General features: G+C 47.5%; 18 protein-coding genes. 11 read left to right on the top strand and 7 right to left on the bottom strand.

Features of this window, described 5'->3' with window-relative positions:
• Positions 1-66 precede the first annotated feature (66 nt).
• The 4 genes from QFZ48_RS11710 to QFZ48_RS11695 form a co-directional block, all read right to left on the bottom strand.
• A complete protein-coding gene (locus QFZ48_RS11710; protein WP_370908723.1) occupies positions 67-558 on the bottom strand; it encodes a hypothetical protein in 492 nt (163 codons plus the stop codon).
• A gap of 130 nt (positions 559-688) precedes the next feature.
• Entirely contained in the window at positions 689-1,180 is a 492-nt protein-coding gene (locus tag QFZ48_RS11705) for a hypothetical protein (RefSeq protein WP_429062369.1), read from the bottom strand.
• Positions 1,181-1,309: 129 nt separating this feature from the next.
• Entirely contained in the window at positions 1,310-1,783 is a 474-nt protein-coding gene (locus tag QFZ48_RS11700) for a hypothetical protein (RefSeq protein WP_370908725.1), read from the bottom strand.
• Positions 1,774-2,274 carry an RNA polymerase sigma factor gene (locus QFZ48_RS11695; protein ID WP_370908726.1) on the bottom strand — a complete coding sequence of 167 codons (501 nt, stop codon included), beginning with the start codon at positions 2,272-2,274 and terminating at the stop codon, positions 1,774-1,776. The genes QFZ48_RS11700 and QFZ48_RS11695 overlap by 10 nt, the downstream gene beginning before the upstream one ends.
• Before the next feature lie 281 nt (positions 2,275-2,555).
• Here QFZ48_RS11695 and QFZ48_RS11690 point away from each other — a divergent pair, with 281 nt between their 5' ends.
• The 3 genes from QFZ48_RS11690 to QFZ48_RS11680 all read left to right on the top strand — a co-directional run bounded on the left by QFZ48_RS11690 (position 2,556) and on the right by QFZ48_RS11680 (position 4,751).
• Entirely contained in the window at positions 2,556-3,827 is a 1,272-nt protein-coding gene (locus QFZ48_RS11690) for an acetyl-CoA hydrolase/transferase family protein (protein ID WP_429062368.1), read from the top strand.
• Between the two features lie 104 nt (positions 3,828-3,931).
• The gene (locus tag QFZ48_RS11685) at positions 3,932-4,108 is read left to right on the top strand and encodes a lipid A-modifier LpxR family protein (protein WP_429065490.1); all 177 of its coding nucleotides are present in this window, start codon (positions 3,932-3,934) and stop codon (positions 4,106-4,108) included.
• A 100-nt stretch (positions 4,109-4,208) separates the two neighbouring features.
• On the top strand, positions 4,209-4,751 hold the full coding sequence (locus QFZ48_RS11680; protein WP_429042840.1) for a hypothetical protein: 543 nt from the start codon (positions 4,209-4,211) through the stop codon (positions 4,749-4,751).
• On the opposite strand, the gene QFZ48_RS11675 is transcribed toward QFZ48_RS11680, so the two are convergent.
• On the bottom strand, positions 4,738-5,214 hold the full coding sequence (locus QFZ48_RS11675) for an SRPBCC family protein (RefSeq protein WP_429062366.1): 477 nt from the start codon (positions 5,212-5,214) through the stop codon (positions 4,738-4,740). The genes QFZ48_RS11680 and QFZ48_RS11675 overlap by 14 nt on opposite strands.
• A 106-nt stretch (positions 5,215-5,320) precedes the next feature.
• On the opposite strand from QFZ48_RS11675, the gene QFZ48_RS11670 reads away from it, so the two are divergent.
• Together QFZ48_RS11670 and recR are read left to right on the top strand one after the other, a co-directional pair.
• Complete coding sequence (locus QFZ48_RS11670; RefSeq protein ID WP_429042847.1) at positions 5,321-6,778, top strand: Ig-like domain-containing protein; 1,458 nt, start codon at positions 5,321-5,323, stop codon at positions 6,776-6,778.
• Positions 6,779-6,838: 60 nt separating this feature from the next.
• Entirely contained in the window at positions 6,839-7,459 is a 621-nt protein-coding gene (gene recR / locus QFZ48_RS11665; RefSeq protein WP_079471339.1) for a recombination mediator RecR, read from the top strand.
• An 86-nt stretch (positions 7,460-7,545) separates the two neighbouring features.
• Here the strand turns inward: recR and QFZ48_RS11660 are convergent, their stop codons facing one another.
• Positions 7,546-7,764 carry a hypothetical protein gene (locus QFZ48_RS11660; protein ID WP_370908733.1) on the bottom strand — a complete coding sequence of 73 codons (219 nt, stop codon included), beginning with the start codon at positions 7,762-7,764 and terminating at the stop codon, positions 7,546-7,548.
• A 422-nt stretch (positions 7,765-8,186) separates the two neighbouring features.
• Between QFZ48_RS11660 and QFZ48_RS11655 the strand changes: the two genes are divergently transcribed.
• The 6 genes from QFZ48_RS11655 (at position 8,187) to QFZ48_RS11630 (ending at position 13,967) form a co-directional block, all read left to right on the top strand.
• A complete protein-coding gene (locus QFZ48_RS11655) occupies positions 8,187-9,203 on the top strand; it encodes a homocysteine S-methyltransferase family protein (protein ID WP_429042850.1) in 1,017 nt (338 codons plus the stop codon).
• A gap of 44 nt (positions 9,204-9,247) precedes the next feature.
• The gene (gene metH / locus QFZ48_RS11650; RefSeq protein WP_429062364.1) at positions 9,248-12,013 is read left to right on the top strand and encodes a methionine synthase; all 2,766 of its coding nucleotides are present in this window, start codon (positions 9,248-9,250) and stop codon (positions 12,011-12,013) included.
• Between the two features lie 16 nt (positions 12,014-12,029).
• Positions 12,030-12,794: an exodeoxyribonuclease III gene (locus QFZ48_RS11645; protein WP_370908735.1), complete on the top strand. Its 765-nt coding sequence runs from the start codon at positions 12,030-12,032 to the stop codon at positions 12,792-12,794.
• A 12-nt stretch (positions 12,795-12,806) separates the two neighbouring features.
• The gene (locus QFZ48_RS11640; protein ID WP_370908736.1) at positions 12,807-13,109 is read left to right on the top strand and encodes a DUF4286 family protein; all 303 of its coding nucleotides are present in this window, start codon (positions 12,807-12,809) and stop codon (positions 13,107-13,109) included.
• Positions 13,110-13,425: 316 nt separating this feature from the next.
• Positions 13,426-13,695: an HU family DNA-binding protein gene (locus QFZ48_RS11635; RefSeq protein ID WP_029465307.1), complete on the top strand. Its 270-nt coding sequence runs from the start codon at positions 13,426-13,428 to the stop codon at positions 13,693-13,695.
• A gap of 35 nt (positions 13,696-13,730) precedes the next feature.
• Complete coding sequence (locus QFZ48_RS11630; protein WP_429062362.1) at positions 13,731-13,967, top strand: 30S ribosomal protein THX; 237 nt, start codon at positions 13,731-13,733, stop codon at positions 13,965-13,967.
• A 75-nt stretch (positions 13,968-14,042) separates the two neighbouring features.
• Here QFZ48_RS11630 and pdxH read toward each other — a convergent pair whose 3' ends face one another.
• Positions 14,043-14,690 carry a pyridoxamine 5'-phosphate oxidase gene (gene pdxH / locus QFZ48_RS11625; RefSeq protein ID WP_429042858.1) on the bottom strand — a complete coding sequence of 216 codons (648 nt, stop codon included), beginning with the start codon at positions 14,688-14,690 and terminating at the stop codon, positions 14,043-14,045.
• Positions 14,691-14,734 lie beyond the last annotated feature (44 nt).

Genomic DNA, 14,734 nt, shown 5'->3' with positions numbered 1-14,734 from the left:
GACAGCGGAGATCATAGAACATGATCTCCGCTGCATTTAATGAGCTGACACGATGCGTGACAGTGGTTATTTACGTTGCAGGGTATATATAATTGCTGCACTTTTATTTTCGAAGCTGATGTTCGCTCTCCAGGTCATCACGCTACCCGCGCCGGTAATTTCCATGCGGTAACCTTCGGTTACATTCTTTGCTTTATCGCCGCTGTACAGTTTCTTGAAGCCGAACATGCTTACGCCGCCACTTTTGGTCAGCGACCAGGCAATTTTCTGGGTAACTGCGCTGCAACCATTATCTGTTGAGGTGAGCGTGTAGGAACCCATGGCATAGTTGTCCGGAAGGATCCACTGGCTACCGATAAAGCACTTGGCGTTGGCTTCATCAAATACAGTTACTTTGGCGTTTTCAGGGATTCCTTCGTATTTAATATCAGTTAAAACCCAGTTACCTTTTACGGCGCCTTTATTAATGTCTTGGGTAACACCTTGTTTGGGAGAGCAGGAAGATGCAAAAACGGCAACTATCGCCATTAATAACGCTGCAAATGAAAATTTTCTCATGGGAAGTTAGTTTGTGTGTTTAAATGCCAATGTATTCAACACGCAGCTATCGGATAAGGTTTTATAACAGCCGGAATACAGGGGCAATTTCAGCATTTGCAATAAACGTACCAAATGAAAGTATCCCCGCTTAACGGGTTACAGGAGCGGGATAGGCTGCAGGAGGGACTTTAAGCTTAAACAGGATTTCTTCGAGCCTCTGGGCGCGGTGGTAGAAGTGCCAGGTGCTGGCTGCCAGGGCCATGGCGGTTACCGCGAGGGCAATAAAGGCGCAGCGCCACCATACGCTCACCGTGATCCGGCGATTCCAGAAAGAGTCGAGGGGAATGTAGGTATGACGAAAATTCGTGTACTCATAAGGGTTATAACTGCTCCGGGAACGGTCTGTCCAGTCCTTATCCGGCTTAATCCGCTGCAAAACGGCAGCTTTTATTTTTACCGGGGGTAAGGCGCCTTCTTCCATCAGTTTATCTTCTATACGCAGTTCTGCGGCGGTGAATTCCAGGTCCAGCAACGGGTATATACGGCGCAGGTGCAGCAACTCATCCTCCTGTTCAGGAGAAGCAAGTCCCAGCAGATAACGCTCAATAATGCCGCTTTCTATATAGTTACTGATGTTCAAACCCTTCGCTTTAACCAACGGATACGAAATATAAATAATAAATACTATATCTATAGATACGTTAAACCCACTTCAGGTGGATTCTCAAAATTGTAAAATCTTTAAAATAACGATAATCCGGATAGAAAATTATAACAAGTGGCTTTGCGTTTGCTCCTGCCGGATCATCTGGTGCAGGTTGTCGCTGCGCTGCTGCTCCTGCGACATACGATACTTGAGGTAATAAAAAATGGCCAGGAAAAGAAATACCTTGGACATGATAAAGAAGATAATAAAGAAGATCTTCCACCAGCGGTGAACAGTGATATGACTGCCGTCTTTTGGCTGGATGTTGATAAAAGTATAGTTGGAAGAAGGATCTGAATAGGCATGTCCCTCCTCCCACCTGATCTTCTGCAGCACCCGTTCGCGTATTTCCACGGGCGGCATGGCGGGCTCATCAAACGCGGCTCTTTCCAGGCGGCGTTCAACGTATTCGACTTCTGTATCCAGTTCCGGATACAGCCTTCTCATGTGCTGCAGCTCTTCTACTTCCTCTTCAGAAGCCAGGCCCAACACGAAGGACTCGATAATACCGCTTTCTATGTAAAATTTTAGTTCCAAGTCTTTTTTAAGAATTGTCTGAAAGACTTTATCGCCTCTTTCAGGATTTCATTTATCTGCCCCTCCGGCAAAGCCAGCAAACGGGCTATCGTTGTGATTGATAATCCTTTAAAATAACTAAGCCGGAACACCTGTTGTTGATCGGCCGGCAGCATCAGGTAGAATTGCTGCAGTAAGCCATCTTCCTGCTTCATCAGCTCCGTGCCGGCTAACGCGGTTTCCGGCAGGGCCTCCTTGATGGCGAATTCTCTCGTTTTGCGCAATAACCAGGCAAATAAAGTATGGTGGCCCGAGGTCCGGAATGTTCCAATGTGCTGGAACGACCAGAGAAATACCTTTACAATTACTTCATTTGCTCGCTCTTTTACTGGTACCAGCTGTAATACAATGTTATAAAGGGCCCCGGCATAACGGTCATATAGCTGCTCTTTCGCCGCAGGATCCCCTATCATTAACCGCTCAATGAGCATATGCTCACTTATATTTGCCAAATCTCGCCGCAAAGAAATTGTGTACCAGGTTTAGAATGCTAATATATAGAAATAAAATAGGTGTACGTCATAACACCTATATGAATTTATCAACATGGTTAGCTAAAATGGATAACTCCTGCCCCAAATCCAGCTGGTATGGCCCCGGCAGAGGCGCCTCAGATACGGCAATTCCCCTTGGGCTTGACACTTATCAGCGCAACAAGGTTTAAATTACAACATGACAACGCTCATTTTTATTCTTTTTCCCGCACAATAATTTTGAAAAAAATAATCACCGTATGTCCTACACTTCGATCACAGCAGCCGCACAACTGATCCAGTCCGGCCAAACCGTATTTATTCACACCGCGGCAGCTACGCCGCGGGAGCTGGTGAACGCCATGACCGCCCGCAGCCATGAACTGAAAAAGGTACGGCTGGTTAGCATACATACCGAATGGGAGGCGCCTTACGCATCTCCGGAACATGCACACGCATTTGAGATAGACGCCTTCTTCGTAGGAAAAAATATCCGGCAGGCGGTAAATGAAGGCAGGGCCAACTATGTTCCCATGTTCCTCAGCGAAATACCAAGGTATTTCCGTACCTGCGAACAACCCATAGACGTGGCGCTCATTTCTGTTTCCCCACCCGATAAAAACGGCTACTGCACCCTGGGCGTTTCCTGCGACGTTTCCAAAGCCGCCGTGGACACCGCCAAAATCATCATCGCAGAAGTAAATCGCCGCATGCCGCGCGTACTCGGCGATGGGGTTATTCATATTTCAAAAATAGATGCCGCTGTAGAAGTAGACTACCCCATTTATGCCCAAACCATCCGGCCATCCACCCACACAGAATTGGAGATAGGCCGCCACGTGGCCTCCCTGATAGAGGACCGCGCCACTTTACAAATGGGCATCGGCGGTATTCCAAACGCCGTTTTGCAATGCCTCTCCGATCATAAAGATCTCGGCATCCACACGGAAATGTTTTCTGATGGCATCATCGATCTCGTGGAAAACGGCGTGATCACCGGTAAATATAAAGCCGTACACCCCAGCCTGCTTATCTCCAGCTTTGCCATCGGAAGCCAGCGGCTATACGATTTTATGGATACCAATCTCATTATGCGGCTCATGGATGTTGAATACGTGAATAACCCCACCATCATCCGCAAAAACCCCAGGGTAACAGCGATCAACAGCGCCATAGAAATAGATATCTTTGGACAGGTTTGTGCCGACTCTATTGGGTTCAGGCAGTACAGCGGCGTAGGGGGACAAATGGATTTCATGCGCGGCGCGGCCCTCGCCGAAGGAGGCAAGCCCATTATTGCCATTCCGTCTACCACCTCCAAAGGCATTTCCCGCATCGTATCCCAGCTGCAACCCGGCGCCAGCGTGGTTACCACCCGGGCGCATGTACATTATGTAGTCACGGAATACGGCATCGCCAATCTGCGGGGGAAAAATTTGCGGCAAAGGGCGCAGGCGCTCATTGGTATTGCTCATCCGGATCACCGCGAAGCGCTGGAAAGAAGCGCATTTGAGATATTCAAGGTATTCTGACACTAATACCGGTTTTATGAAGAGATTCTTTATGCGGGCGCTTTGTATGCCACCCGCGGGCTTACCTCCTACAACCCGGAAAAAAAGTACAGCTTCCACCCGGAATTTGTATTTGGTGTGCTGGGCCGTGGTCGGGCGCTAAAGAAACCCAAACCTTCTTTCATAAACTGATCGGCTACCAGCCGCCCAGGGGCTGGGAATACCAGGTGCCCAATGCCCCGCTGATGTTACCAACCGCGCCACCATCAGCTATACACAGAAAACCCGGACGGCATGGATGATCGGTACCGGGAACCATTCTGTAGGCAATATAACTCTCCTCATTCCTATCTCCCGTACAACTATTCCCGGCCATTAATGTTATTATCAAAACTATATCCCATGCATGTTAAATTAATGGTACTTGCTGTTTGTACAATGGCGGCTGTTTCCTGCGCCAGCAGCGGTACAAAAACGGGGAGCGACAGCACTGCCGCCGGCGGTGATTCCTCCATAAATGTACAGGCAAACCCCAACAGCCAGCTCGAAGTAAAACCTATCTCCGGCTATTTCCTGAAAAACACCATTATAGTAAACGACAGCCTTACCTTCTGGCTCATTGATAACCAGGCCTCTTTCGACAGCCTGTTTGGCGCGGCTAAAACCATGAACAACACCATCGATCAACCCGACTTTGGCACCCATATCGTAGTGGCAGCCACTATGCCGCCTACATTCTATGGCACACAAATTCAACTGGAATCTGCCACCTCAGACAACGTAAACAATAATGCCGCACTGCATTTCGTGGCTACTTCCAATCCCAGCAGGGGAAGTGCCAGTACAGTTCCCCTGTGGCTGGGCGCCGTTCCCAAAACCGGCAAAAGCACCTTCCAGTTTTACAGTGGTGAGCATTTAACAAAAACGATTACTACTCAGCAGTAGGCGGGCCAAATATTTTTTCAACGGCCTGAAACCGGTATCGGAACAAGTCTTCCAGCTGTTTTCTTACAAACAGCCTGTGGGCCAGCTTTCCCAGCCAGCCAAAAGGCAGCCGGTAATGAACCAGGTCTGTCATTTTCACACCACCGGGCACTTTCTGGAAATGATGTTCATGGTGCCAGATGCTGTAGGGACCCACCCGTTGCTCATCTACAAAATAATCCAGGTAGGCCACATGGGTGATTTCGGTCATCCACTCCAGCGGGATACCCGCTACCGGCGATACAAAATAGGTGATGATCTGTCCCGGGTATACCTGCCCGGTATAAGGCGGAGAAGTTACTGTGAACCGCATAGCGGGAGGCGTAATATGCGCCAGGTTATTGGGGTTGGAAAAATAGTCCCAAACCTCCTCCGGCTGGGCCGGGATCACCTGGGTGTGCTGCATCAAATAAATACTTGCCATATATAAGATTAAGGAAAAAATATGGTTCTGGTCATAAGCAGCTGCCAAATTCGTGATTCTTTGAAATGAGTTCGTAAGTTTGTGCCTGATTAATCCGATCAGGTACATGAATCAATATATCAGGGGCTGGATTTTCTGGCTGATGTTCATACTCGTTTCCATTTCATTTACGCGATGTGCCAACATTGTGCCTCCCAGCGGCGGACCGAGGGACAGCTTGCCTCCTGTATTGCTGCAGGCAACTCCCGGCGACTCTACACTTCACTTTAAAAGCAAAAAAGTGACGTTTATCTTTGATGAATATGTGGAACTGGATAATGTGAACGATAAGCTGATTGTGTCGCCAACACTGAAACGCACGCCGATTGTAACAGCCAAACTGCACACAGTAACCCTGGAAATCAAGGATACGCTGAAGCCCAATACTACCTACACGTTCAATTTTGCAGATGCCATCCGGGATATCAACGAACGCAATATTGCCGCTGATTTCCAGTATGTGGTGTCTACAGGCGATTATCTCGATAGCCTCCAGGTGTCCGGTCACCTGATAGATGCGGAAAACGGCCGGGTAGACAGTAACGTGGCTGTTATGCTGTACCGCGATCTGACCGACTCCGTTGTGACGAAGGAAAAGCCGGTATATTACGCCAAAACCAAAGGGGATGGCTCCTTCCGTTTTAAAAACATTGCACCCGGTTCTTATAAAATTTTCGCACTGAAAGAAGAAGACCGCGACCTGCAGTATAATCAGCCTACAGAAATGATTGCCTTCGTGGAAGCGCCGGTTGTATTAACTGAAAGCAACCTGGCCGATGTGAACCTGCTGTTGTTTATGGAAGCTGATAGTACCATCAAGCCACCACCGGAGCCCGTGGATTCGTCGATGCTTGAACAGGAAGAAGAAGAAAAGAAAAAGAAGAAGCTGCCTAAATTAACGGCCACCCCTACGCTCGACGGAGGGATGCAGGAATTGCCGGCGCCGTTGAGGATCACGTTTTCGCTGCCATTGAGGAACCTGGACAGTGCAAGGACCATTCTTGCGGAAGACAGCGCCTATACCCCGGTTACCTTTACCAGCACAATGGATTCCACACGCACCAAATTAACCATCGGTTATACCTGGAAAGAAGGTACGCCGTACCGGTTCATTATTCCTAAAGATGCGCCTACAGATACTGCGGGGCAGCAACTGGCCAGGCCGGATACGCTTAATTTCAGGACCAAAAAGGTGGCCGATTATGCCATTTTCACGGTTACAGAACTCAATATCAGCGATAGTACCAAAAAAGCCATCAACGATACCGCTATGAATTATGTGGTGCAACTGGTGCAGGATAAAACCATTAAATATTCCGGCACCATTGTAAACGGTAAATGGAGCCAGCGGTTTATTACACCCGGTGAATACGAAATCCGCCTGTTGCTCGATACCAATGGCAATGGCAAATGGGACCGGGGTAATTATTATACCAAGCCTAAGAAGCAGCCGGAACGGGTCATCAATGTTGAAAAAGTAAATCTGAAGGCGTACTGGACGGTACCCAAGAAGATCAGCATCTAAATAATCGCAGCGGAAGGAACAGTGCTGCTCCCTCCGCTCCAATATTCCTAACTTTGCACTATGATATTTTCCTCTGCGCTGATAGAAAACGCGGTAAATGAATTTGCCAAACTGCCGGGCATCGGTAAAAAAACCGCCCTGCGGCTGGTGCTGCACCTGCTGAAGCAGGAGACGGCCCAGGTGGAACAGTTTGGCGATGTGATAGCACGGATGCGGCAACAGATACAGTTTTGCAAGGTTTGCCATAACGTATCTGATGCGGAAGTATGCAGCATCTGCAGCAGTCATTCCAGGCAAAAGCAGGTAGTATGCGTAGTGGAGAGCATCCGTGATGTGATGGCAATTGAAAACACACAGCAGTTCAATGGTTTATATCATGTACTGGGTGGTATCATTTCTCCTATTGACGGTATTGGCCCGGACCAGTTGAATATTCATTCACTGGTGGAAAGAGTTCAGTACCAGGGTGTAGAAGAAGTGATCATGGCGGTGAGCCCTACTATTGAAGGGGATACTACCATTTACTATCTCTCTAAAAAATTAAAAGAATTCCCGGTAAAAATTACCACTATTGCCCGTGGTATTGCATTTGGGGGTGAGCTGGAGTATGCAGATGAAATGACGCTGGCCAGGTCTATCAGTAACCGGTTACCGCTGGAAAGCTATGTACAGAACAAATAAACAACTTCTCGGGGTTATATAAAAAATACGGGTGCTCAATAGCACCCGTCTTCGTTTAACCTGTAATTCCACGTTATGAAAAGTTGTCAGACAGCATCCTTTGAAGGATGGTCTGTAAATATTGTATGATTGGTTTCTGATTCCTGTTGTTGTTGCAGCTCTTTCCACCGCTGCATTTCATATTTATTCAAGAAGCATACCTTAAACACTTCAGACTGGTTTCCGTTGCCGGACTGTGGTACCGGTTGCAATCCCAGGCTAGCCAGGTGCTGATGAAGGGTATGAATATGTTCTGATATAGTCATGACTGACGTTAGTTTTGTTGTAATAAATATTTGAGAAGAACTAATGATGAATCTGTTAATTGCGGCAACGGCAACTACAATGAGTGCGGGCGGAGGGCTGGTGGGTGGCCATAACCGGGTAAATCACTATATTTCTATCACTTTGTTGCATTGTACCTTTCTATTACCCTACAAATATAGTAGACTTTGTAGACTACTTCCAAATTAAATTTATAAGTATAAACAAAATCTATACATATCTACAAAGATATATAGGCTTAAAAAGGATGGATCAAAGCCGGTCAGGTCCGGGAATCCATGCAAATCACAAAACAATAAAATAGCTGGGAAAAGGTTATATTTGTGAACTCGTTCAGGGTGGATTTGTTTATTGTTCGACCCTGTTCATTTCTTAACTGTAACTAATAAACGCCTTGATAAATATGAAATCTTTACAAGACTGCGCCAATGAGCGCATACTTATCATCGATGGTGCAATGGGCACCATGATCCAGCGATATCAACTCCAGGAATCCGACTACAGGGGCACCCGCTTTGCTGACTATCCCAGTGATCTTAAAGGCAATAACGACCTCCTTAATCTTACACAGCCTCAAATTATTGAAGCCATTCACAAGGAGTACCTGGAAGCAGGCGCTGATATTATTGAAACCAATACTTTCAGCAGCACCTCTATTGCCATGGCCGACTATGACATGCAATCGCTGGCCTATGAGCTGAATGTAGCCGCTGCACAGATAGCCAAAAGAGCTACTGCTGAGTATACCGCTAAAAACCCTGATAAGCCCCGCTTTGTGGCTGGCGCCATCGGCCCTATGAACAAAACGCTGTCGCTGTCGCCGGATGTAAATAATCCCGGGTTCCGCTCCGTATACTTCGATGAAGTGGCCGCCGCTTACGAAGAACAGGTAAGAGGCCTGTCTGAAGGCGGTGTGGATATCCTCCTGATAGAAACCATTTTTGATACGCTGAACTGCAAAGCAGCGATTTATGCCATCAAGAAATACTACCGCGAAACAGGGAAACCTGAGATCCCGGTAATGATTTCGGGTACCATCACAGATGCCTCCGGCAGAACCCTCAGCGGGCAAACCCTGGAAGCATTCTATATTTCCGTGATGCATGCCAACCCGTTCTCCATCGGTTTAAACTGTGCCTTAGGCGGTCAGCAGATGCGCCCTTATGTAGAGGAGCTTTCCAACATAGCCAGCTGCTATGTGAGCTGCTACCCCAACGCCGGCCTGCCGAATGCATTCGGGGAATATGATGAGGAACCGGAAGATACTGCCTGCATCATTGAAGACTTTGCCGCCTCCGGCTTTGTTAACATAGTAGGTGGCTGCTGCGGTACTACACCCGATCATATACGCCACATTGCAGAACATGTGAAACATATCAAACCACGCCTCAAACCCGTATTGGCCGAAACACTCGCCTGATCAACCGTGGCAGGTTTTCTATTTAAACATCACTTACAGCAGAAATGAGCGAAACAACTATAAATAATACAGATATCGTCAACGAGCCTATTGTCAGCGAAGAACGCAGGATCATCAAACCCTTTATGCGCCTGAGCGGACTGGAACCTTTGGTGGTAAGACCTGAAACCAACTTCATTAACGTAGGGGAACGTACCAACGTAACCGGCTCCAAGAAATTTGCCCGCCTCGTAAGGGAAGGACTGTTCGAAGAAGCCCTGTCTGTTGCCCGCCAACAGGTGGAAAGCGGTGCGCAGATCCTCGACGTAAACATGGACGACGCCCTGCTCGACGGGGAAACGGCCATGTCTACCTTCCTTAACCTCCTGGCAGGCGAACCGGATATTTCCCGTATCCCGGTAATGATCGACTCCAGTAAGTTTTCCGTAATTGAAGCCGGGCTGAAATGCGTACAGGGTAAATGTATTGTGAACTCCATCAGCTTAAAGGAAGGAGAAGCCAAATTCATTGAACAGGCGCATATCTGCAAAAGCTATGGCGCCGCCGTGGTTGTAATGGCCTTCGATGAACACGGCCAGGCCGACACCGAAGATAAAAGGGTCAGCTTCAGTCACCGTGCCTATAAAATACTCACGGAAATAGTAGGATACGATCCCCAGGATATCATCTTTGATCCCAACATCTTCGCCATCGCTACCGGTATCGAAGAACATAATAACTACGCGGTAGAATTCATTAACGCTACCCGCCGCATCAAACAGCTGATGCCCCTGGCAAAAATAAGCGGCGGTGTAAGTAACGTATCCTTCTCTTTCCGCGGTAACGAAACCGTGAGAGAGGCCATGCACTCCGTATTCCTGTTCCATGCCATCAAAGCAGGAATGGATATGGGTATTGTGAATGCCGGGATGCTGCAGATCTATGACGATATAGAACCAACGCTCCGTGAACTTTGTGAGGATGCCATACTAAACAGAAGGGACGATGCTACCGAACGGCTCATACAATTTGCAGAAACCGTTAAGGCCAAAGGAAAAGTAGTAGAGAAAGATGAAACCTGGCGCCTGGGCTCTGTGGAAGACCGCTTAAGCCACGCCCTGGTAAATGGTATCACCGACTATATAGATGGAGATACAGAAGAAGCCCGCCAGAAATACCCGCGCCCGCTGGATGTAATTGAAGGTCCGCTGATGGCAGGTATGAATATCGTAGGCGACTTGTTTGGCAGTGGTAAAATGTTTCTCCCGCAGGTAGTAAAAAGCGCCCGCGTGATGAAAAAATCCGTAGCCATCCTCACGCCATATATTGAAGAAGAGAAATTACGCATACAGGCCGAACACGGCGGAGAAATAAAAGCAGCCGGAAAAATCCTGCTGGCCACCGTAAAAGGCGACGTACACGATATCGGTAAAAACATTGTAGGCGTGGTACTGGCCTGCAACGGCTATGAAATCATTGACCTCGGTGTAATGGTACCGGCTGAAAAAATCCTCCAGACCGCCCGCCAGGAAAAAGTGGATATCATTGGCCTGAGTGGCCTCATCACGCCCAGCCTCGATGAAATGGTACACGTGGCCCGCGAACTGAAACGGCAGGATTTCAATATCCCGCTGATCATCGGGGGCGCCACCACCAGCCGCACACATACGGCCGTTAAAATAGCCCAGGAATATGCGCATGGCGTAGTACACGTACTGGACGCGTCCCGCAGCGTAACCGTGACCGGCAGCCTGCTCAATAAAGCACTGAAACCCGGCTTCCTCGCGGGTATACAAACAGAATATCAAAAGCTCAACGAGGCTTTCAAGAATAAAAAACAAACTAAACAATTCCTCCCGATCGCTGCTGCGCAAGCCAATAAAACCGTCATTAACTGGGATACCTTTACCCCGGTAAAACCTAAAATGACCGGCGTAATGAAGTTTGAGAATTACGATCTCGGGGAAATTGCAAAGTATATCGACTGGCAGCCTTTCTTCATTGCCTGGGAACTGCATGGTAAATTCCCGCAGATCCTTACTGATGATGTAGTAGGCGTGGAAGCCACCCGCCTGTTTAATGATGCAAAGGAATTATTAAACAAGGTGATAGAAGAAAAATGGCTGGGTGCCAACGCTGTTATTGGCCTCTTCCCTGCCAGCAGGGTGGCTGCTGACTCTGTGTTGGTAACACCAGAACAACCGGAGATCAAACCGGCACAACTGGAATTCCTCCGTCAGCAGGTAAAGAAAGCACCGGGTCAGCCGAACCTTTCCCTTGCAGATTTCATTGCTCCCGCGGAATCCGGCAAAACCGACTATATCGGCGGCTTTGCGGTAACTACCGGTGTTGGCATTGAAAAGTGGCTGGATAAATTCAAAGCGGAACACGACGACTATAACAGCATCATGCTGAAAGCACTGGCCGACAGGCTCGCAGAAGCCTTCGCAGAACTGATGCACGAACGTGTACGTAAAGAGTTCTGGGGATATGCTACCGAAGAACACCTGAGCAACGAAGACCTCATCAAGGAAGCCTATGCAGGTATCCGTCCGGCGCCGGGATATCCCGCCTGCCCCGACCATACCGAAAAATGGAAGTTGTTTGATCTGCTGAACGCTACCGAGAACACCGGTATTACCCTTACCGAATCACTGGCGATGTACCCCGCCTCCAGTGTAAGCGGTTGGTATTTTGCCAACCCGGAAGGCAAATATTTCGGCCTCGGAAAAATTGAAAAAGACCAGGTGATAGACTACGCTGCCCGCAAAAACTGGACAGTGGAAGAAGCTGAACAATGGCTCCGTCCAAACCTCGAATACGATATCTAAAAGCATTACAGCCAACATGAGAATCATATCTTACAATGTGAATGGCCTGAGGTCAGCCATGACTAAAGGCTTCACAGAATGGTTACAAACAGATCCCGCTGATATTATCTGCCTGCAGGAGATAAAGGCCCACCAGGAAAATATCGACTTTCAGCAATTCGACAACCTTGGCTATGCGCATTACTGGTATCCCGCGCAAAAGAAAGGATACAGCGGAGTAGCAGTGCTCACCCGTATTAAACCCGACTTTGTGCAGTATGGCAGTGGCCACGGACAAAGCGATCTGGAAGGCCGCTTTATAAGGCTTGATTTCGGCAATATTACCCTGATCAATACTTACTTCCCATCCGGTACCAGCGGCGAGCTGCGTCAGACCTATAAGTACCAATGGCTGGAAGAGTTTTTTCAATACCTTGAAGAGTTAAAGAAAACCCGCCCGAACCTGGTTGTATGCGGCGATTACAATATCTGCCACAAGCCAATAGATATCCATGATCCCGTGAGTAACAAGAACTCCACCGGCTTTTTGCCGGAAGAACGGGCGTGGATGGACCGCTTCTTTGAAAGCGGCTTTGTAGACAGCTTCCGTCATTTTAATACGGATCCCCATCAGTACAGCTGGTGGAGCTTCCGGGCTAATGCAAGGAACAATAACAAAGGCTGGCGTATTGATTATATCAACGTTTCCGCTCCACTGAAAGAACAGCTCAAACATGCCACTATTTACCAACAGGTAAAGCACTCGGATCATTGTCCGGTATTTGTGGAGCTGGCCGTATAAATAAAGAGGCGTATGATTATATATAATGTAACCACCAAAGTAGCCACAGATACATATTTACAGTGGATGCAATGGTTGCGGGAAGAACATATTCCGGCAATGCTGGCCACCGGATTATTCCGTGATTACCGCATCAGCCGCCTGCTGGAACAGGATGATGAAGAGGGTCCTACCTATGTTGTGCAATATTTTGCAGACAGCCTGGACGACTATCAATCCTTTGCAGACCAGCACCAACAGGCCCTGCGGCAAAGAGGATATGACCTTTTCGGCGATCGTTTTATTGCCTTTAACACCGTAATGGAGGTGCTGTAAGTAAGGGATCTTTACTAAACTTATCCACAGGAAATCCACTATTTTCGGGGCGTCAGGAGTCTGGTACAATAGTTGGTTCGATCCTGCGTTAATAGTAAAAAAGCATGCAAACATGCCACGGTACAGGGTTCTATGCGATTCTGCTAAAGGGGAGTCCTTTAGCAGATAAAAGACCAATCAGCTGTAACCGTTACCAGTAGCGTTTTTCAGCCGATAAAATTTTCTATAAAAAAGCTGTAAAAAATTTGGTAATCTGATAAAACGCGCTATATTTGCTCACATCAAACATTTTTTCACTAGTTAAATCTTACTAACTATGAACAAAGCCGAATTAATCGACAAGCTTGCTAAAGATGCAGCTATTACCAAAACCCAGGCTAACGAAGCTCTGGACTCTTTCACCAAAGCTGTTGCTGATACCCTGAAAAAAGGTGGTAAAGTAACTTTGGTTGGTTTCGGTACTTTCTCCGTTTCTAAACGTGCAGCACGTAACGGTAGAAACCCACAAACCGGTCAGATCATCAAGATCAAGGCTAAGAAAGTTGCTAAGTTCAAGGCTGGTAAAGCTTTATCCGACAAGCTCTAATCAGTTAACACAACTTATTCAAGCAAGGAACAGTTATGTTTCTTGCTTTTTTTTTATATCAAACGGCCAGTACTACGCTATTTCATCGAATTGCAGTATTTTGCAGCCTGATAACATCATATTTAACAACAACAAACTTCAAATTATTCGTTATGGGTAGAGGAGATATTAAAACCAAAAAAGGTAAGATCTTCAGTAAATCTTTCGGTAAGGTTAGATCTGCAAAGACCAGGAAAAATACTGCCGCAAAAGCTGCTGCACCAAAAGCTTAATTTTACGCTTTAGTAAAATGCCGCTAAGATTATTCACATAATCTTAGCGGCATTTTTATTTTAACACCTGGAATATCATGGAGCCAGCCGCTCAATTTTCCAGCCGCCTTCCGGCAGTAATGTATACAGGATCCTGTCGTGCAACCGGCTGCTTCTCCCCTGCCAGAATTCCATCACCTGTGGCTTCACCACATAACCTCCCCAGTAATCAGGCCTCTGGGGGGCCTCCTGCTGGTATTTTGCCGCTACCTGGTCTACCTGTTCCTCCAGGAAAGTACGGTCCGGAATGACCTTGCTTTGCGGCGAAGCGATAGCGCCAATCCGGCTGCCTTCCGGCCGGCTGTTGTAATATTCATTACTCACCGATACCGGCGCCTTACTAACGGTACCCTCTATACGAACCTGCCGTTCCAACTCCCGCCAGAAAAACAACAAACTAACATGTGGATTCTCTGCCAGCTCCTGTCCCTTACGGCTTTCGTAATTGGTAAAAAACAAAAAGCCATCCTCATCAAAGCTTTTTAATAATACAATCCTGGCAGACGGGCGGCCATCCGCCGTACTGGTGGCCAGTGTCATGGCATTGGCTTCATCAATTTCACTGGTGATCGCATCCTGCCACCATTTCCCGAACTGGGACAAGGGGTAAGGCGCCACCTCGCTTTCATCCAGGGAAGCCAGTTTATAATCTTTTCGTAAATCAGCTATTTTCTGGTTCAACATGGTCTGTTATTTTTATGATTCAAACGGGTACTCAAAGGTATGGA

Source organism: Chitinophaga sp. W2I13, assembly GCF_050434005.1.
In the GTDB taxonomy this organism is placed as follows: domain Bacteria; phylum Bacteroidota; class Bacteroidia; order Chitinophagales; family Chitinophagaceae; genus Chitinophaga.
Note: the sequence above shows the minus strand (reverse complement) of the source record. Positions and strands in the feature narration are given on the sequence as shown.